Here is a 19,141-nt window from a genome sequence, read left to right as displayed (position 1 = left end):
AGGTAAGAGAGTAATGGCTATCGAAATTAACGTACCGGATATCGGGTCAGACGAAGTTGAAGTCACCGAAATCCTGGTGAAGGTGGGCGACAAAGTTGAAGCTGAACAGTCGCTGATCACCGTGGAAGGCGATAAAGCCTCAATGGAAGTGCCTTCGCCACAAGCGGGCGTCGTCAAAGAGATCAAGATCGCGACCGGTGACAAAGTGAATACCGGTTCACTGATCATGATCTTCGACGCTGAAGGCGCGGCCGCTGCCCCTGCAGCAGAAGAGAAAAAAGCCGAAGCCGCTCCGGCGCCTGCTGCTGCGGCAGTAAGTAAAGAAGTGAACGTGCCTGATATCGGCGGTGATGAAGTTGAAGTCACCGAGATTCTGGTGAAAGTCGGCGATAAAGTTGAAGCTGAACAATCTCTGCTTACCGTTGAAGGCGATAAGGCTTCAATGGAAGTGCCAGCACCGTTCGCGGGCGTGGTGAAAGAGATCAAAATCGCTACTGGCGATAAAGTGAATACCGGCTCGCTGATCATGATCTTCGAAGCCGAAGGTGCTGCACCGGCTGCGGCCCCAGCCGCGAAGCAGGAAGCGGCTCCCGCTGCTGCCACGGCTGCTGCGGGTGGCGCGAAAGACGTCAACGTGCCAGACATTGGCGGCGATGAAGTTGAAGTCACCGAAGTGCTGGTCAAAGTGGGCGACAAAGTCACCGCTGAGCAGTCACTGATCGTGGTTGAAGGCGACAAAGCGTCAATGGAAGTGCCTGCGCCATTCGCCGGTACCGTGAAAGAGCTGAAAGTGTCTACCGGCGATAAAGTCAGCACCGGTTCACTGATCATGGTGTTCGAAGTAGAAGGCGCTGCGCCTGCTGCTGCGGCACCTGCGGCGAAACAGGAAGCGGCTCCAGCGCCGGCGGCAGCGAAACCTGCCGCTGCACCAGCAGCAAAAGCTGATGCGAAAGGTGAGTTTGCTGAGAACGACGCTTACGTTCACGCGACCCCGGTGATCCGTCGCCTGGCGCGTGAGTTCGGTGTGAATCTGGCGAAAGTCAAAGGCACTGGCCGTAAAGGTCGCATCCTGAAAGAAGACGTGCAGTCTTACGTGAAAGATGCGGTGAAACGTGCGGAAGCCGCTCCGGCTGCTGCAGCAAGCGGCGGAAGCCTGCCGGGTCTGCTGCCTTGGCCGAAAGTGGACTTCAGCAAGTTTGGTGAAGTCGAAGAAGTGGAACTGGGTCGCATCCAGAAAATCTCGGGCGCTAACCTGAGCCGTAACTGGGTGGTTATCCCACACGTTACGCACTTCGATAAAACCGATATCACCGATCTGGAAGCGTTCCGTAAGCAGCAAAACGCCGAAGCGGAAAAACGTAAGCTGGATGTGAAGTTCACCCCTGTGGTGTTCATCATGAAAGCCGTTGCCGCTGCGCTGGAACAGATGCCGCGTTTCAACAGTTCACTGTCTGAAGATGCACAACGACTGACGCTGAAGAAATACATCAACATCGGTGTGGCGGTCGATACGCCAAATGGTCTGGTGGTTCCAGTGTTCAAAGATGTGAACAAGAAAGGCATCACTGAACTGTCGCGTGAGCTGATGGCGATTTCTAAGAAAGCGCGTGATGGCAAGCTGACCGCTGGCGATATGCAGGGCGGTTGCTTCACCATCTCCAGCCTTGGTGGCCTGGGCACCACGCACTTCGCACCTATCGTGAATGCGCCAGAAGTGGCGATCCTCGGTGTGTCTAAGTCTGCGATGGAGCCGGTGTGGAACGGTAAAGAGTTTGAGCCGCGTCTGATGATGCCAATCTCACTCTCCTTCGACCACCGCGTGATCGACGGTGCTGATGGTGCGCGCTTTATCACCATCATCAACAACACACTGTCCGACATTCGCCGTCTGGTGATGTGAAGTTAACCAAGGCCGGCAAATGCCGGCCTTGTTGTAAGCATTCGGAGTTGCCGCGGTTGGCAGTTTATTAACAATTCTGTAAACTCTTGCGGTGAAATGTCCCGGTGGATTTAGGGCATGCAGAGCCTGGGATAGGCTCTACGTCTGGCCGCCGGCAATCTAATAAGAGGTCATGATGAGTACAGAGATTAAAACTCAAGTCGTGGTACTTGGGGCAGGTCCTGCAGGTTACTCTGCAGCCTTCCGTTGCGCTGATTTAGGTCTGGAAACCGTAATCGTTGAGCGTTACAGCACCCTCGGTGGTGTTTGTCTGAACGTGGGCTGTATCCCGTCAAAAGCGCTGCTTCATGTTGCGAAAGTGATCGAAGAAGCCAAAGCACTGGAAGAGCACGGCATCGTGTTTGGCCAGCCGCAAACTGACATCAACAAGATTCGTACCTGGAAAGAGAAGGTCATCACTCAACTGACTGGCGGTCTGGCCGGTATGGCGAAAGGCCGTAAAGTGAAAGTGGTTACCGGTCTGGGTAAATTTACCGGCGCGAACACCCTGGTGGTGGAAGGTGAGGGTGGCGCAACCACCATCAACTTCGATAACGCGATCATCGCTGCCGGCTCTCGCCCAATCGAACTGCCTTTCATTCCACACAACGATCCACGCGTGTGGGACTCTACAGACGCGCTGGAACTGAAAGAAGTGCCTAAGCGTTTGCTGGTTATGGGCGGCGGCATCATCGGTCTGGAAATGGCCACCGTGTATAACGCGCTGGGTTCAGAGATCGACGTGGTTGAGATGTTCGACCAGGTTATCCCTGCTGCTGATAAAGACGTGGTGAAAGTCTTCACCAAACGCATCAGCAAGAAATTCAACCTGATGCTGGAAACCAAAGTGACCGCTGTTGAAGCGAAAGACGATGGTATCTACGTATCAATGGAAGGTAAAAAAGCCCCGGCTGAAGCACAGCGTTATGACGCAGTGCTGGTAGCAATCGGCCGTGTGCCAAATGGCAAAGGTCTGGATGCGGGCAAAGCGGGCGTGGAAGTGGACGACCGTGGTTTCATCCGCGTCGATAAGCAACTGCGTACCAACGTGCCGCACATCTTCGCTATCGGCGATATCGTCGGTCAGCCAATGCTGGCGCACAAAGGTGTGCATGAAGGCCATGTGGCGGCAGAAGTGATTTCTGGTCTGAAGCACTACTTCGACCCGAAAGTGATCCCTTCTATTGCCTATACCGAGCCAGAAGTTGCCTGGGTTGGTCTGACCGAGAAAGAAGCCAAAGAGAAAGGCATCAGCTACGAAGTTTCCACCTTCCCGTGGGCCGCTTCTGGTCGTGCAATCGCTTCTGACTGCGCAGACGGCATGACTAAGCTGATCTTCGACAAAGAGACTCACCGTGTCATCGGTGGTGCGATTGTCGGTACCAACGGTGGCGAGCTGCTGGGTGAAATCGGTCTGGCGATCGAGATGGGCTGTGATGCAGAAGACATCGCACTGACCATTCACGCGCACCCAACCTTGCATGAGTCAGTGGGTCTGGCGGCTGAAGTGTTTGAAGGTAGCATCACTGACCTGCCAAACCCGAAAGCGAAAAAGAAATAATTTTTCGTGCTAAATAAAGAAACGGCTCCTTAATGGAGCCGTTTTTTATTACGGGTTCTATTTAATTAAATAGATAAATAAGGCGCTGGAGCTAACGCATAAGCCCTGCCGGAAATAGCAGGGGCGAACCCCTGCTATTGAAGTTTTACTGCTTAACTTCGTAAGCCATTACCGCAGATAATTCAGCAGCGAATATCTTAAATCGTAACTCACAAAGTGTATTACGATTCACCAGGCACAACACTAATAACATGAGCCCGCCGATAATCAGCTTGCTGAATGATAACTTCATAATCACTTACTCCTTGCATTAGCACGAGCAAGCAACTACCCTAACATTGCTTAGGTGTTTCGGGTAGTTGCCTGCTCGTGCGGTTGATGAAAATTGACCGCATGAGTTTCTCCTTCCACAACCCACCTCAATTGATAATGCTTGAGGCAGATTGCCTCAAGCGCCCGCAGGCAGTCTACGCGATTTCCTTTTTATTTCACGTTTAAATAATCTTTAATTTCAATTAAATTTATCGGTTTTATTATTCGCCTTTAGTTAAAGGTGTTAGGTGTTACCTTAATTTATTTTCAATATTTTTAATCCAGTCAATAAAATGCCTGAGCGGTGCGGAAAGGTATTTCCTGCTGGGATAATAGAGCCAGAATCCTTCCTCAACCTGGGTATAATTAGCCAGTATTTCAACTAATTCCCCTTTGGCTAAAGCCGTGTGGACGGCATCCTGATGCAAAAAGGCGATACCTAATCCGGCGCGAGCCGCTTGCAGAATGCGCTCGTTATTATCCAGCACCAGTGAGCCTTTTACCGCCACTTCCTGTTTGCGCCCATCCTGCCAAAATTCCCAACGATAACGACGTCCGCTGGGAAAGCGTCTTTCAATGCAGGGAAACTGCAATAACTCTGCCGGGAACTGCGGAACGCCATGTTGCGCAAGAAAAGCCGGGCTGGCCACCGCCAGTGCCCGCATCGGCTTGCCAAAGGGCAGGGCGATCATATCCTGCGCCAGCACATCGCCATAGCGCACGCCCGCATCAAAACCGCTCTCAACGATATCGACCAGTGCGTCATTGCTGTCGATCTCTAGCGTAATCTCCGGGTAGCGTTGCACAAACGGCAGTATCAGGGACTGAAAAAACAGCGCCTCCGCGGAACGCGGCATGCTGATGCGCAACACACCACGAGGATCGCTACGCCAGTCATTCAGTTCATCCACCGCTTGTGAAAGATCGGCCAATGCAGGCTGGATGCGCAGCAAAAATCGCTCGCCGGCTTCGGTCAGTGCCACCTTACGCGTGGTGCGATGTAACAGCCGTACTCCTAAACGCGCTTCAAAATTGCGCATGGCGTGGCTCAGGCTGGAGGGCGTCACGTTACGCTCCTCAGCGGCTTTGCGAAAACTCAGATGCTGCGCGATAGCGGCAAACATCTCCAATTCCTGCATTGATGCACGGTAGTTGTTCATTGCTGAGTTCCATTCACTAAATCAACGAAAATCGCACAATTGTTGCTGCGATTGCTGAGGTTTATAACATTAACACCGTAAGCGAAGAGGATAAATCAATGCAACAGCGTCAATTAGGCAGTCAGGGATTACAGGTTTCAGCGTTAGGATTAGGCTGCATGGGCATGAGCTTTGCCTATGGTCAGAATGATGAGAAACAGGCGTTGAATACGCTGGCACGCGCGTTTGATCTCGGTGTCAATTTCCTCGATACCGCTGAAGTTTATGGTCCCTTCACCAATGAAACGTTGCTGGCTAAAGCGATCAAAGGCCGCAGTGATATCAAGGTCGCCACCAAGTTTGGTTTCCGCATCACCGATCATGGGGAGGGCTGGGAGCGCATTACCGGTGCCAATAGCGAACCGGCGCATATCCGCCGCGCCGTGGAAGGTTCACTCCAGCGACTCGGTGTCGAAACCATTGAACTGCTGTATCAGCATCGTCTTGATCCGGCCGTGCCGATAGAGGATGTGGTAGGCGTGATGGCGGATCTGGTGCGTGAAGGGAAGGTGAAGTATCTCGGCTTATCCGAAGTCTCATCCGCCACTCTACGCCGCGCGCAGGCGGTGCATCCGATCTCCGCCCTGCAGAGTGAATACTCGCTGTGGACGCGCGATCCAGAGCAAGAGCTTCTTGCGACCTGCCGTGAGCTGAATATCGGATTTGTCCCTTACAGTCCTTTAGGCCGAGGTTTCCTCACCGGCAAATTCCCGGCGGCGGCCACGCTGGCGGACGATGATTTTCGTCGCTCCCTGCCGCGTTTCCAGCAGGATGCACAGACGCATAACCAGAAGTTAGTGAATCAGCTCTCAGAGATGGCTGCAGGTTATGATGCGACGGCAGCACAACTGGCGCTGGCATGGGTGCTGGCGAAAGGTGAGGATATTGTGCCGATCCCTGGTGCCAGCAAAATCGCCAATCTGGAACAAAACTGTGCTGCGGCTGCTCTCACCATTCATTCGGCAGATATTCAGGCCCTGGATACGCTGTTCAATCCAGAAAACATTCAAGGTGAGCGCTACAACGAAAGCGAATTCACCCTGGTCGATCGCTAATTTTTAGCTCCTAAAACACAAAAAAGCAGGCTCAGGTGGCCTGCTTTTTTGTGTGACCGCGCTCAATCTCCAGATAAATCTGCTAAATAAAGCACGGATGTTGCTTTTTTGTAAACAGATTAACAATCAGCCGAAATGCTGCTATGCTGGCCGACGCGGAACCGGGCACCTCACCCTACTGTTTGACAGCTCAAGGGGTGTACCGGAAAGCTATACAATGAGAGCGAGGAGAACGTCGTGCTAGAAGAATACCGTAAGCACGTTGCCGAGCGTGCTGCCCAGGGAATCGTACCTAAGCCGTTAGATGCTTCCCAAATGGCCGCGCTGGTTGAACTGCTGAAAAACCCGCCAGCGGGTGAAGAAGAATTCCTGACCGATCTATTGGTCAACCGTGTACCCCCAGGTGTTGATGAAGCGGCTTATGTAAAAGCTGGTTTCCTGGCAGCTGTCACGAAGGGCGAAGCCCTCTCTCCTCTGGTTACTCGCGAAAAGGCAGTTGAACTGCTGGGCACCATGCAGGGTGGCTACAACATCCATGCCCTGATCGAAGCGCTTGACGATGAAGCACTGGCTCCGATTGCCGCTGAAGCCCTGTCCCACACGCTGCTGATGTTCGATAACTTCTACGATGTCGAAGAGAAAGCGAAAGCGGGTAACCCCCACGCGAAAAAAATTATCCAGTCCTGGGCCGATGCAGAGTGGTTCCTGAAGCGTCCTAAGCTGGCTGAAAAAATCACCACCACCGTGTTTAAAGTGACCGGCGAAACCAACACCGATGACCTCTCTCCGGCACCGGATGCATGGTCTCGCCCGGATATTCCACTGCACGCACTGGCGATGTTGAAAAACCCACGTGATGGTATCGAACCCGACGATGCCGGTAACATTGGGCCGATCAAACAGATCGAAGCACTGCAGAAAAAAGGCTTCCCACTGACCTACGTCGGTGATGTTGTGGGTACAGGTTCTTCCCGTAAATCCGCCACCAACTCGGTGTTGTGGTTCATGGGCGATGACATTCCGTACGTGCCAAACAAAAAAGGCGGCGGTCTGTGCCTCGGCGGTAAAATCGCACCGATCTTCTTCAACACCATGGAAGATGCGGGCGCGCTGCCAATTGAAGTCGACGTTGACCGTCTGGAAATGGGCGACGTCATCGACGTTTACCCTTACAAAGGCGAAGTACGCAATCACGAAACCGACGAACTGCTGGCGACCTTCGAGCTGAAAACCGAAGTGCTGCTGGATGAAGTCCGTGCCGGTGGTCGTATTCCACTGATCATTGGTCGTGGCCTGACCACCAAAGCACGCGAAGCTCTCGGTCTGCCGCACAGCGATGTGTTTGTACAGGCGAAAGATGCGGCTGCCAGCACCCGTGGTTACTCACTGGCGCAGAAAATGGTTGGCCGTGCCTGTGGCGTTGAAGGTATCCGTCCGGGTGCCTACTGTGAACCTAAAATGACTTCTGTGGGTTCTCAGGACACCACCGGTCCAATGACCCGTGATGAACTGAAAGACCTGGCATGCCTCGGCTTCTCTGCTGACCTGGTGATGCAGTCATTCTGTCATACCGCAGCCTATCCTAAGCCGGTTGACGTGACCACGCACCACACTCTGCCAGACTTCATCATGAACCGTGGCGGTGTCTCACTGCGTCCGGGTGATGGCGTTATCCACAGCTGGCTGAACCGTATGCTGCTGCCAGATACCGTGGGTACTGGCGGCGATTCACACACCCGTTTCCCAATCGGTATCTCCTTCCCGGCAGGTTCTGGTCTGGTGGCATTTGCTGCTGCGACCGGCGTAATGCCACTGGATATGCCTGAGTCAGTGCTGGTGCGCTTCAAAGGCGAAATGCAGCCGGGCATCACTCTGCGCGATCTGGTGCATGCGATCCCGCTGTACGCCATCAAAGCAGGCCTGCTGACCGTTGAGAAGAAAGGGAAGAAAAACATCTTCTCTGGTCGCGTGCTGGAAATTGAAGGTCTGCCGAAACTGAAAGTGGAGCAGGCGTTTGAGCTGACCGATGCTTCTGCTGAGCGTTCTGCGGCGGGCTGTACCATCAAGCTGGATAAAGAGCCGATCATTGAGTACCTCAACTCAAACATCGTGCTGCTGAAGTGGATGATCTCCGAAGGTTACGGCGATCGTCGTACGCTGGAGCGCCGCGTTGAAGGCATGCAGAAATGGCTGGCGGATCCGCAACTGCTGGAAGGCGATGCGGATGCAGAGTATGCGGCAGTGATTGATATCGATCTGGCCGAAATCAAAGAGCCAATCCTGTGTGCGCCAAACGATCCAGATGATGCACGCTGGTTGTCTGATGTGCAGGGCGAGAAGATCGATGAAGTGTTCATCGGCTCTTGCATGACCAACATTGGTCACTTCCGTGCAGCCGGTAAACTGCTGGATGCGCATAAAGGCCAGTTGCCAACCCGTCTGTGGGTTGCGCCACCAACCAAGATGGATGCCGCACAGCTGACGGAAGAGGGCTACTACAGCGTCTTCGGTAAGAGCGGTGCGCGTATTGAGATCCCAGGCTGCTCACTTTGCATGGGTAACCAGGCGCGTGTGAAAGACGGTGCGACAGTGGTTTCCACGTCAACCCGTAACTTCCCGAACCGTCTGGGTACCGGCGCGAACGTGTTCCTGGCTTCGGCTGAGTTGGCTGCGGTGGCATCCCTGCTGGGTAAACTGCCAACGCCAGATGAGTATCAGCAGTTTATGGTTCAGGTTGATAAGACGGCGGCTGATACCTATCGCTATCTCAACTTTGACCAACTGGGTCAGTACACTGAGAAAGCCGACGGCGTAATCTTCCAGACCGCTGTTTAATCAATAAACGCAATACGCAGAGGGGACGATGAAAATCGTCCCTTTTTTTGTGCACTTTTTTCCTCATGCATGACCTGGCATAATGCGAGCGCGATCCCACTTTATTCAGCGCGCTACGCACAAAATGCACCTAACCGGTGCTGCACGTCGCGCCATTAGCTACACGAGGCAAACCCATGGAGTATGAATTTCTGCGTGATTTGACCGGGCAGGTCAAAGTACGTATGTCGATGGACCACGAAGCGGTGGGGCACTGGTTCAATGAAGAGGTCAGCGATAATCTGGCCCTGCTGGATGAAGTGGAAGCGGCAGCGCGGGAAGTGAAGGGCACCATCAATCAGTGGCAGCGTGTCGGACATGAGTACACCATCTGGCTGGATGAAGAAGAGGTGATGATCCGTGCCAACCAGCTGGCGCTGGAAGATGATGGCATGGAAGAGGGCATGACCTATTACGACGAAGAGAGCCTGTCGTTTTGCGGTGTGGAAGATTTTCTGGCGGTGATTGCGGCTTATCGGCAGTTTCTCGCCGGTAAGTAAGTTGGATACACGTACATGTCGTAGTCAAAGTCTGTGACGCCAAGCCTGGTATTGTTTTCGTCGGGTGCGCATTTATGCGCACTTGGTAAATTGTGTTGCTGTTTTTTTGCTGCCGGGCTTGGTGCTCGATCCAGAAAATCCCCGCCCGATCGCAAAGGAATCACGCATCCATGCTGATCGACCGCCACATCCATGTGGCGGACGCTTTGCTCTTCGGGCGAGGCTTCTCTGTCCTGTTGGATTGATCATCGCTTTATTTGGAGCGATCTGCCACAACTCTGCTCACAACCTAAACCGTCGCCACCGGCGTGGCGGGCGATCCCACCGCGCCCGGTAAACGCAACGGTGGGGCGGTGAGCAGAAACGCATGGCGCTGGTGCTGCGCCAGCCAATCCGCCAGCGGACTGAGTAACATCAGCTCGCCGAGATACACCCCCAATCTGAACAGACATAAATCATGCAGCGGATGCGACGGATAAAAATCATCGTTCATTGGGCGCGCCGGTAAAATTTCCACCGCCGGATTATCGGCAATCAGCGCCACTACGTCGCTCTCGACGATCCAGTTGCGCAGCTGCTCATCACTGCCATCCAGACCCGCAAAGTGGCTGTTCAAAAACGTCATATCCGGCTCGCCCTGCATCGCCAGAATCGCTTCATCCATGCCGGTGCGGAAACACACCATGTCGCCCTGGCGCACCTCGATGCCATCTGCCTGTAAAATTTGCTGCAGATGCTGATAACCAAAGGCGAACCGCTCGGTGCCGAAGTGACGTTTAATATCAATCATCACGGCGCGGCCTTGCATGCCGTGCTGCGCCACATTTTCGATGCCGAGTTTCTTCGCGCCCAAATGGCTGCCGTGATCGCAGCCGCAACCGCCGCGATAATCAGTTTCCCCAACGATATCCACATTGGCTTTATAGCCGTTGTAAAACACCATCTCTGGTTCGCCATTGCCGTTGACGTCGAACCACTGCCCCATGTGTGCCAGGCTGTCCCACTGTGTCGAATATTGCAGTGCCAGCGTCACGGTATCATCACAGATCACATCGGTGAGCAGCGGGTTATCACGCGACAGCGGATAGGTCATATTGGCATGTTCGCCACGGCGTGTCGCATTGAGCTGAGGCGGCGGCCGACGTGGATTCATCGCCGTGCCGCCCGGTAGATCGAGCGGTAAACTCAGGCAGAAAGTTTGTCCGGTTTTTACCTCGGCTACGCCTTCCAGCACCTTTTGCGCGGTTAAAAGATTCAATCGACCGAGCTGATCGTCGGGACCAAAATCCCCCCAGGTCGCCTGTGCCGGGCGTTGCTTCCAGCGAGCATTCATACTTCTCTCCTTAAGTTGCCTTCCAGTGCTGCGGCAGATTCGGTGCCCATCGGCTGCACACGCGGCAGCCAGAAGGCGTAAATCAGCGCCCCCACAACACCGATCACCCCGGCGATCTCTAGTGGGATCACAAAGGAGTGCGTGTATTGCATGATCACCCCGATCAGGATAGGCGAAATAATCCCGGCCAGATTGGCCGCCATGTTCTGGATACCGCCGATGGTGGCAACGTTAGCGCGGTTTGGCGCGACATCTGACGGCAGCGCCCACAGCGCGGCAGACGCAAAGGTGGCGGCGAAGTTGGCAAAGCAGAGTGCTGCCAGCGCAAGGCCAACAGTGGGGGAGAACGCCGCGAGACCGATGGTGGCGCTACCGAGCATGCCGCCGACCAGCGGGATCTTGCGCGCCACGCTCAGCGAGTAACCGCGACGTACCAGTGAATCGGACAGCAACCCGCCACACCAGCCGCCCACAATCGCCGCCAGTCCAGGCAGCATGCCGAGCAGACCGAATTTCATCAGTGACAAGTGAAAGGTTTCCACCAGATAGGTTGGGAACCAGGTAAAGAAGAAGTAAGAAACGAAGTTAATGCAGAAGAAGCCGGCCATCATCGCCTGTACGGCACGTTGGCCCAACAACTGGCGCACGCTCATTGGATCGCCGGTTTGTGGATCCTGATTGGCCTCAATGAACTCCACTTCCTCACGCGTCACCGTTTTGTGATCGCGCGGATCGCGATACCACAAATACCACGCCAGCGCCCACACTACCGCCACCACGCCGGAGATGACGAAAGTCATACGCCAGCCGACCAACGCAATCAGGAAGGAGATAATCGGAATCGCCAGCGTGCCGCCGATTTTACTGCCGTTGTTGAAAGTGGCCGCCGCGAAGCTGCGCTCCTGACGTGGGAACCAGCGTGTTACCGTTGAAGAACTGGCGGGATAACTGGGGGCTTCTACCGCGCCGAGCACAAAGCGGAAGCCCACCAGTGCGGCAATAGAACTGGCCAGGCCACAGGCGGCGGTGGCTAAACCCCAGCCAAGGCTGCTGACGGCAAAAGTGATGCGTGGACCGAGTTTATCGACCAGCCAGCCGCCGGGCAGCTGGAACAGCACATAGCTCCAGAAAAACGCCGAGAGCAATAAGCCGCTGTCAGTGGGCGAGAAGTGCAACTCCTGGCTCATAAACGGCATGGCGACACTCATGGCGGCGCGATCGATGTAGTTGATGGCGATGCCAACTGACAGCACCGTGAGAATGACGAAACGAAATTTCCCTTTCGCTTTACTTGCCTGAAATGCAGCAGGTGATCCATTGGAATTCAGCGACATGTCGCCTCCAATTGTTTTTTATTTTCTGTAGGGGAAACGCCGCATCAGGACGATGCGGCGAGTTTGGCACTTACGCGCCGCTGACCACGGAGTGTGGATGATGCGCCTGTTCCTCATCCACGATAGGTTCAACTTTACCCATCAGGAACAGGTAGTTAACAATACCGATAACCACTAATACAGCAGAGAACACCAGCGCCCAGGTGAAGTGGCCTGTCGCCCCGACGATAGCGCCGGTAATGATGGGACCCACGGCACCGCCCATGTTCGAAACGGTATTTTGCAGGCCAGCCACAATGGAGACGCTGTTCTGTGGTGCCACATCGCCTGGCAGCGCCCAGACCTGAGAAGCCGCAACGGTGGTGCCCGATTTAGCGATACACAGCAGCAGCACGGTCATAAATACCGAGTCAGTGAACGGGGCAAAACCGATGCACAGTGCCATCAGCAGACCAATGGTCAGGAACAGCTTGCGCGTAGCGGTCAGCGACAGCACCTTGTTGTGCACCATGCGATCCGATGCCCAACCCGCCAGTACTTCAATCACCATGCCGCAAATCAACGGCAGTGCAGCCACCATCCCCATTTTGAGGAAATCCATGCCTTTATCTTTCACCAGGTAGGTCGGCAGCCAGGTGATAAAGAAGTATGAGGTGTAGTTGATGGTGAAGAAGCCAATGCACATTGCCCAGATATTGCGGTAGCGCAGCAACTTGTACCACTTCATCGGACGGACGCTTTTGTCGCCGTGTTTCTGCGCCTGACCATCACGGATAAAGCGCACTTCTTCCTGGCTGATCGCTTTGTGATCTTCCGGGTTTTCCGAATAAATGAAGTACCAGGCAATGACCCAGAACACACCGAGTGAACCAATCACCAGGAAGGTGATGCGCCAGTCGAACATGGCGATCATAAACACGATCAGCGGCATGGCAACGGCACCGCCAAATTTCGATGCGCTGTCGAACAGGCCTGACACCGTGGCACGTTCGCGATCCGGGAACCAGCGCGCGGTGATACCCGCGTTGCTGGGGTACGCGGCGGCTTCACCGACGCCGAGCGCTAAACGCAGCGCCAGCAGTGATTTAAAGCCGGTTGCCAGCCCCATAGCCATGGTAGCAATTGACCACCAGGCCACCGCAATACCGAGACCTTTTTTCTGACCGAAGCGATCGGCGAACCAGCCCGCCGGGATCTGCAACAGCGCATAAGACCAGAAAAACGCTGCCATGATAAAGCCCATCATCTCGGGATTGATGTCGAGCTCTTTGATCAAATGCGGGGCAGCCGCAGAGAGTACGGTACGGTCAATATAGTTAATGGCGATTGCCAGCCACATCAGGCCAGCAATCCACCAGCGAATGCGGGTAGAGCGAGAGGTGTTGTTCATAATATTTTTTCACCTTCCCGGCGTCCTTCGTGCGATAGCGGCGTTGACGGCCATCATTTATCCCACTCGTCTGGGGGTAAATGACCTTATCACTGGCTACAGCATTCATGACTGGGGATTAAAATTTGGATTAAGTAGGGTTTTGAGAAAATTAATCCAGCCCGTTCATAACATTTGTCGGGCGCTCGCCCTGTTTAATGCACTGCACAATCTGCGCAACGCAGCGTTCACCAATCGCGCTGATGGCGCCGTCGGTGTAACCCGCGATATGCGAAGTAGGGATAAAGTTGCTGAGCGTGAACAGCGGATGTTCCGCCAGCGGTTCCTGCTCGAAGACATCGGCAGCGGCACCGGCGATGACGTTATCCAGCAGCGCCTGATACAAATCTTGTTCGTTGACGATGCCACCGCGTGAGGCATTGATCAGGAAAGCGCTCTTCTTCATGCGCTTGATGCGGGCAGCATCGAACAGATTCTGGGTTTTATCGGTGAGCGGCTTGTGCAACGTGATGAAATCGCTGTTTTCGGTCAACTGATCGAGGCTGACGAATTCGATGCCATGCTCGGCAGCAAATTTTTCATCCGGATAAAAATCGAACGCAATCACGCGCATATTGAAGCCTTTGGCACGCAGCGCGACCTGTTTGCCGATATTCCCGAGGCCGATAATACCCAGCGTTTTGCCATACACGTCGGTGGCAAAGATGCGCGGCCAGTTGCCGGCACGGGTTTCAATGGCGGCCTGAGTGATCTGACGCGCGCTGTTGAGGATCAGGGCAAAGGCGAAATCGGCCACGGCATGTTTGTTGGCATCCGGCACATTGGTGACGTAAATGCCGCGTGCGCGGGTGGCATCCAGATTGATGTTGTCGACACCGACGCCATGCTTACACACGATCTTCAGCTGAGGCGCTTGCGCCAGCAGTGCTTCGTTCACATCGGTGAAGGCAACAATCATCGCCACGGTCTCGGCCAGATGCGGTTCCAGCGCGCTGAGCGGTGCATCGGCGGGCAGCGTGATCAGCTCAAAACCATGCTGTTGCAGGGTGTTGATAGGTGCAGCGTCGTATTTGGCGAAAGACGGTGAAGTACAGATAACTTTCATAGCGTTTCCCAATCCTGGTGTTGGAGCGGGCAGCAAAGGCTGCCCAATCGGTCATTACTGCAGATACTGATTCACGATTTGGCGGATCTTCTGCTCTTCTTCGGCAGAGAAGCTCACCGCATAGCGGCTGTTACCCACATCTGAACCCAGCAGTGAAACGGCTTTCTTCACGGTAGCGGGCGGGAAACCGACGCTGTAGAGATCGGTACGCAGGCCAGTAATGTTTTCCTGCGCCTGACGCGAGCCTTCAATATCACCCGCGTGGAAACGTGCCCAAATGGCGTTGATCTCTTTCGGTGCCACGTTGGCGAGACCCGAAATACAGGCGGTGCAGCCTTCGACAAAACCACGATGGATCAGCGAATCTGGACCGGTCAGCACGTTGAAGTTCTCCATGCCTTCGGCAGCCTTAAGGAAACCGCTCAGACTTTCATAGCTGCCCGCGCTGTCTTTAATGCCGATGATGTTGGGATGCGAAGCCAACGCACGCACGGTTTCCGGCTGCAAAGTGTTGCCGGTGCGCGCAGGGATGTTGTACAGATACAGCGGCACTTCAATCGCATCCGCTACCGCGCGGTAGTGCGCAATCAACTCTTCCTGCTTCAGCGGCACGAAATACGGGGTGATCACTGAAACCGCATCCACGCCCAGTTTGGCGACTTGCTTGCCGAGACGGATGGTTTCACGGGTGGAGATTTCACCGATGTGTGCCACAACCGGCGCGCTGCCGTTCACTTCATCGACACAGGTTTCGGTGACGGCTAATTTCTCCTGCTCGTTGAGCACAAAGAACTCACCATTGGTGCCGCCACAGAAAATACCGTTGCCGGCGCTAAGCTGACGTTGTACCTGCAGGCGCTGAGCCGCGGGATTAAACGCACCTTCGCTATCAAAGGTGGTGACGATGGCGGTTAATACGCCCTGAATTTTCTTGCTCATGATGCCCTCATTAATCCTTAGTGATTCAAAGCCGGAAACAGCGTCAGGTAGACGTTTCGTACGTCATCGGCGCTCACTTTCATCGGTACATTCTTCATCAGGCGCTGCACGTCGAGCGCGGCTTCAACCAGATACGGCAGATGATCCGGGCCGATGCCCAGTTCTTCGAGGCTGGCAGGCAGTTTGAGACGTTTCACCAGCGCGGCGAAATACTCCACCAGCGCGTGCGATTTCGCCTCTTCATCCAGTGAGGCATCGGCGTCCGGCAGCAGATCGTAGGCCTGCGCGAATTTGCTCACCGCAGCGGGGCGCACAAAGCGCATGCAGGGTGCCAGCAGAATGGCGTTCGCCACACCGTGCGGCAGATGATATTTGCCGCCCAGCGGATAGGACATCGCATGCACCAGATGGGTGCCTGCATGGGCAATCGATGCGCCACCATAATAAGAGGCCCACAGCATGTTGAGGCGCGCTTCGAGGTTGCCTGGTTCGGCAATCGTGGTCTCAAGGCTGGCAAACAGCTTTTTCATGCCGATCAGCGCATAGTTATCACTCACCGGATTGGACACGGTGGCGGTAAAGCACTCGATCAGATGACACAGAGCATCGATTCCGGTGGAAGAGGCGATATGCGGTGGCATGCTGGTGGTCAGTTCAGGCACCAGTGCGACATAATCGGGCAGCATCACCGGAGTAATGATGCCGACTTTGGTCTCTTTCTCTGGGATCGCCAGGATCGCGTTCGGTGTGGCTTCGGAACCCGTACCGGCAGTCGTCGGAATCAACAGTGACGTGGTGCGGGTCAGGGGTTTCTCACCGGCGAGCAGGGCATCCAGTGTCGGCGCACCGTCAACGCACAGAATGGACAGCAGTTTGGCGACATCCAACACGCTGCCACCGCCCACGCCAATCACCAGATCAATGTCGGTTGAGGGTAACGCGGCCACAATGGCGGCGACATCGTGCTGGCTCGGTTCGGGTGGCACGCTGTTCACAATGCTCAAACTGCTGATCTGCTGCTTCAGCTGCGCGATCAGCGACTGAACCGCTGGAATGCCTTCGATATTTTTATCGGTTACCAGAAGCGCTTTTTCTTTACCCTGCAGCAAATAGCTGAGGTCATTAAGCGCCTGAAAGCCACTGATCACGGTGCTGTTGATATTCATTTCATACCCTTATCGCGGTTTTTTCGTACTAAATGATTAATTTTGCTCATTCAGTGCGGGTTCTGTCACTACAGTGCCTAAATTTATAGGACAAATTGATTTCAAATAATTTGATCTTGCTCACATATAATCAATCGTGATTGAATATAATCAATCTCAACACGGCGAGCTGCCGGCAGAGGAAAGAGAATGACTTCACAGCCATGGAAAACACCCGTCTTAGTGATTGCGGATGATTTTACCGGTGCCAATGACGCTGGCAGCGGGTTGGCACGTGCGGGTGCAAAGGTGCATGTGTTGTTTGATAGCCGCACGCCACACGATGCTAACAGCGCCGATGTGCTGGTCATCAGCACCGACAGCCGTGCAGTCAGCGCGTCAGAAGCCGCGCATCGTACAACGCTAGCATTGCAGCAGCATCAGGCGATTGCCCAGGATGGCTGGCTGTTCAAAAAGATTGATTCCACGCTACGTGGCAATCCGGGCGCAGAGATAGAAGCGGCGTTACACGCCAGCGGAAAAACCTTAGCGCTGGTGGTGCCCGCAGTGCCGAAACTGGGCCGCACCACGCGTGAAGGTGAAGTATGGATCAATCTGCAGCGTCTGACGGACACCGAATTTGCCAGCGACCCGAAAACCCCGGTGACCAGTAGCCATGTGTTAACCCGCCTGCATATGCAGAGTGATCTGGCCGGTGAAACCCTGGATTTGGCGACGGTGCGCAGTGGCAAGCTGGCACAAGTGCTCGCCAGTAAGCAGGGCCTGGTGGTGCTGGATGCCGAACAGGATGCTGACATTGCGCTGATCGTGGCGGCGGCGGCGAGTTTATCCACACGGCCTCTGCTGGCCGGCGCTTCCGGATTGGGTGATGCCCTGGGCGAATATCTGGCGGCGCGTCCGGCCAGGCCGGTGCTGGCAGTGGTGGGTTCCATGAGCGCCATCGCACAGCAGCAAATCGCCCACCTTGCGACCCAACGTGACATTCGCATTATCGATATTGATATCCGTCAGCTGTTTGCTCAGCCCGCGTGGCCGCAGGCTGTCGAGTGGCAGCAGGCGATGCAACAGGCCCTACGCGACGGCACACACTGCGTGGTGCGCACCACACAGCATGCAGAGCAACGCCATGAGATTGAACAGCTGTGTCAGCAACATCAGGTGTCACGTCAGGAGCTGGGAGAACGCATCTGCCACTTCCTCGCCCAATTGACCCAGAACGTTTGCCGCCAGGCCTTGCCTGCCGGGTTGTATCTTTCGGGCGGCGACGTGGCGATTGCCGTCGCACAGGCGCTCGGCGCCAGTGGTTTTCAGATTAAGGGCCTGGTGGCGGGCTGTGTGCCGCACGGGGTTCTGCTAAATAGCGAATTACACCTGCCGGTGATGACCAAAGCGGGTGGCTTTGGTGACGAAAACACCCTGGTAGAAGCCATCCGTTTCATTGAGGAGAAGTCGAGTGAATAAAATTATTGCGGTGACCATGGGCGATCCGGCGGGCATCAGCCCGGAGATTATCATTAAAGCGTTAGCGGAAGGCGACCTGGCGGGGATCCCGGCAGTGGTGGTCGGCTGTGCCAGCACGCTGCGTCGGGTGATGGGATTGAACATTACGCCGCAGGCAGAATTACGCGTGCTGGATAATGTCAAAGACGCGCATTTCGCACCGGGCATCATCAACGTTATCGATGAACCGCTGGCCAATCCTGAAGCGTTAAAACCAGGCGTGGTGCAGAAAGAAGCCGGTGATTTGGCCTGGCGCTGTGTGAAACGCGCCACCGAACTGGCACTGGCCGGTGAAGTGCACGCGATCGCGACAGCTCCACTCAATAAAGAAGCACTGCACTCAGCAGGGCACATTTATCCGGGACACACCGAACTGCTGGCGCAACTGACCAACACCAAAAACTACGCCATGGTGCTGTACACCGATCATCTGAAGGTGATCCACGTCACGACGCATATCGCGCTGCGTAAGTTTCTCGACACCCTGAATGGCGATCGTATCCAGACGGTGATCGGCATGGCGGATACTTTCCTTCGCCGCGTCGGTTTCGACAAGCCGCGCATTGCCGTAGCCGGGGTGAATCCGCATGCGGGCGAAAATGGCCTGTTTGGTGACGAAGAGATCACCACCGTGGCACCGGCGATCAAAGTGATGAAAGAGCAGGGTATCGATGTTTATGGCCCGTGCCCGCCGGATACGGTGTTCCTACAGTGTCAGCAAGGTCAGTACGATATGGTGGTGGCGATGTATCACGACCAGGGGCACATCCCTCTGAAATTATTAGGCTTTTATGATGGCGTCAATATCACCGCTGGCCTGCCGTTTATCCGTACTTCCGCGGACCACGGTACGGCGTTTGATATCGCCTGGACAGGTAAAGCGAACTCTGCGAGCATGGCGATCTCCATTAAACTCGCGATGCAGCTAGCATAG

The 19,141-nt window shown here is 54.8% G+C and carries 15 protein-coding genes; 7 read left to right on the top strand and 8 right to left on the bottom strand.

Annotated elements, in window-relative coordinates; translation table 11 throughout:
* Positions 1–13: 13 nt before the first annotated feature.
* Together aceF and lpdA are read left to right on the top strand one after the other, a co-directional pair.
* On the top strand, positions 14–1,900 hold the full coding sequence (aceF, locus tag LH22_RS18225; RefSeq protein ID WP_038649037.1) for a pyruvate dehydrogenase complex dihydrolipoyllysine-residue acetyltransferase: 1,887 nt from the start codon (positions 14–16) through the stop codon (positions 1,898–1,900).
* A 175-nt stretch (positions 1,901–2,075) separates the two neighbouring features.
* Positions 2,076–3,500, top strand: coding sequence for a dihydrolipoyl dehydrogenase (lpdA, locus tag LH22_RS18220; RefSeq protein WP_038650261.1), 1,425 nt, complete (start codon positions 2,076–2,078; stop codon positions 3,498–3,500).
* Between the two features lie 145 nt (positions 3,501–3,645).
* On the opposite strand, the gene LH22_RS21050 is transcribed toward lpdA, so the two are convergent.
* Together LH22_RS21050 and LH22_RS18215 are read right to left on the bottom strand one after the other, a co-directional pair.
* A complete protein-coding gene (locus LH22_RS21050) occupies positions 3,646–3,792 on the bottom strand; it encodes a Hok/Gef family protein (protein ID WP_139810742.1) in 147 nt (48 codons plus the stop codon).
* Between the two features lie 271 nt (positions 3,793–4,063).
* Positions 4,064–4,972, bottom strand: a complete 909-nt coding sequence (locus LH22_RS18215; RefSeq protein WP_038649034.1) for a LysR family transcriptional regulator — start codon at positions 4,970–4,972, stop codon at positions 4,064–4,066.
* 98 nt (positions 4,973–5,070) lie between these two features.
* Here LH22_RS18215 and LH22_RS18210 point away from each other — a divergent pair, with 98 nt between their 5' ends.
* The 3 genes from LH22_RS18210 to yacL all read left to right on the top strand — a co-directional run bounded on the left by LH22_RS18210 (position 5,071) and on the right by yacL (position 9,440).
* Complete coding sequence (locus LH22_RS18210; RefSeq protein WP_038649032.1) at positions 5,071–6,066, top strand: aldo/keto reductase; 996 nt, start codon at positions 5,071–5,073, stop codon at positions 6,064–6,066.
* A gap of 237 nt (positions 6,067–6,303) precedes the next feature.
* Positions 6,304–8,901, top strand: coding sequence for a bifunctional aconitate hydratase 2/2-methylisocitrate dehydratase (gene acnB / locus LH22_RS18205; RefSeq protein WP_071845632.1), 2,598 nt, complete (start codon positions 6,304–6,306; stop codon positions 8,899–8,901).
* 176 nt (positions 8,902–9,077) lie between these two features.
* Complete coding sequence (yacL, locus tag LH22_RS18200; RefSeq protein WP_038649027.1) at positions 9,078–9,440, top strand: protein YacL; 363 nt, start codon at positions 9,078–9,080, stop codon at positions 9,438–9,440.
* Between the two features lie 289 nt (positions 9,441–9,729).
* Here the strand turns inward: yacL and LH22_RS18195 are convergent, their stop codons facing one another.
* The 6 genes from LH22_RS18195 to LH22_RS18170 form a co-directional block, all read right to left on the bottom strand.
* Positions 9,730–10,773: a cyclase family protein gene (locus tag LH22_RS18195; protein WP_038649025.1), complete on the bottom strand. Its 1,044-nt coding sequence runs from the start codon at positions 10,771–10,773 to the stop codon at positions 9,730–9,732.
* Positions 10,770–12,107 (bottom strand): MFS transporter, encoded by a 1,338-nt coding sequence (locus LH22_RS18190; RefSeq protein ID WP_038649022.1) that lies wholly within the window; start codon positions 12,105–12,107, stop codon positions 10,770–10,772. The genes LH22_RS18195 and LH22_RS18190 overlap by 4 nt, the downstream gene beginning before the upstream one ends.
* 70 nt (positions 12,108–12,177) lie before the next feature.
* Positions 12,178–13,497, bottom strand: coding sequence for an MFS transporter (locus LH22_RS18185; RefSeq protein WP_038649020.1), 1,320 nt, complete (start codon positions 13,495–13,497; stop codon positions 12,178–12,180).
* Positions 13,498–13,648: 151 nt separating this feature from the next.
* Positions 13,649–14,602, bottom strand: coding sequence for a phosphoglycerate dehydrogenase (locus LH22_RS18180; RefSeq protein WP_038649018.1), 954 nt, complete (start codon positions 14,600–14,602; stop codon positions 13,649–13,651).
* A 54-nt stretch (positions 14,603–14,656) separates the two neighbouring features.
* Positions 14,657–15,541 carry a dihydrodipicolinate synthase family protein gene (locus LH22_RS18175; RefSeq protein WP_038649016.1) on the bottom strand — a complete coding sequence of 295 codons (885 nt, stop codon included), beginning with the start codon at positions 15,539–15,541 and terminating at the stop codon, positions 14,657–14,659.
* A 17-nt stretch (positions 15,542–15,558) separates the two neighbouring features.
* Positions 15,559–16,707, bottom strand: a complete 1,149-nt coding sequence (locus LH22_RS18170; protein ID WP_038649013.1) for an iron-containing alcohol dehydrogenase — start codon at positions 16,705–16,707, stop codon at positions 15,559–15,561.
* Positions 16,708–16,896: 189 nt separating this feature from the next.
* Here LH22_RS18170 and dtnK point away from each other — a divergent pair, with 189 nt between their 5' ends.
* Together dtnK and LH22_RS18160 are read left to right on the top strand one after the other, a co-directional pair.
* A complete protein-coding gene (gene dtnK, locus LH22_RS18165; protein ID WP_038649011.1) occupies positions 16,897–18,168 on the top strand; it encodes a D-threonate kinase in 1,272 nt (423 codons plus the stop codon).
* On the top strand, positions 18,161–19,141 hold the full coding sequence (locus LH22_RS18160; RefSeq protein ID WP_034829583.1) for a D-threonate 4-phosphate dehydrogenase: 981 nt from the start codon (positions 18,161–18,163) through the stop codon (positions 19,139–19,141). Before dtnK ends, LH22_RS18160 begins: the two co-directional genes overlap by 8 nt.

Origin of the sequence: Pantoea rwandensis (assembly GCF_000759475.1) — a bacterium.
GTDB classification, from domain to species: domain Bacteria; phylum Pseudomonadota; class Gammaproteobacteria; order Enterobacterales; family Enterobacteriaceae; genus Pantoea; species Pantoea rwandensis_B.
This window is presented reverse-complemented; position numbering and strand designations above follow the sequence as displayed.

Coding starts and splice junctions, on each gene's coding strand:
- aceF (WP_038649037.1), top strand. CDS start 14: ATGGCTATCGAAATTAACGTACCGGATATCGGGTCAGACGAAGTTGAA.
- lpdA (WP_038650261.1), top strand. CDS start 2,076: ATGAGTACAGAGATTAAAACTCAAGTCGTGGTACTTGGGGCAGGTCCT.
- LH22_RS21050 (WP_139810742.1), bottom strand. CDS start 3,792: ATGAAGTTATCATTCAGCAAGCTGATTATCGGCGGGCTCATGTTATTA.
- LH22_RS18215 (WP_038649034.1), bottom strand. CDS start 4,972: ATGAACAACTACCGTGCATCAATGCAGGAATTGGAGATGTTTGCCGCT.
- LH22_RS18210 (WP_038649032.1), top strand. CDS start 5,071: ATGCAACAGCGTCAATTAGGCAGTCAGGGATTACAGGTTTCAGCGTTA.
- yacL (WP_038649027.1), top strand. CDS start 9,078: ATGGAGTATGAATTTCTGCGTGATTTGACCGGGCAGGTCAAAGTACGT.
- LH22_RS18195 (WP_038649025.1), bottom strand. CDS start 10,773: ATGAATGCTCGCTGGAAGCAACGCCCGGCACAGGCGACCTGGGGGGAT.
- LH22_RS18190 (WP_038649022.1), bottom strand. CDS start 12,107: ATGTCGCTGAATTCCAATGGATCACCTGCTGCATTTCAGGCAAGTAAA.
- LH22_RS18185 (WP_038649020.1), bottom strand. CDS start 13,497: ATGAACAACACCTCTCGCTCTACCCGCATTCGCTGGTGGATTGCTGGC.
- LH22_RS18180 (WP_038649018.1), bottom strand. CDS start 14,602: ATGAAAGTTATCTGTACTTCACCGTCTTTCGCCAAATACGACGCTGCA.
- LH22_RS18175 (WP_038649016.1), bottom strand. CDS start 15,541: ATGAGCAAGAAAATTCAGGGCGTATTAACCGCCATCGTCACCACCTTT.
- LH22_RS18170 (WP_038649013.1), bottom strand. CDS start 16,707: ATGAATATCAACAGCACCGTGATCAGTGGCTTTCAGGCGCTTAATGAC.
- dtnK (WP_038649011.1), top strand. CDS start 16,897: ATGACTTCACAGCCATGGAAAACACCCGTCTTAGTGATTGCGGATGAT.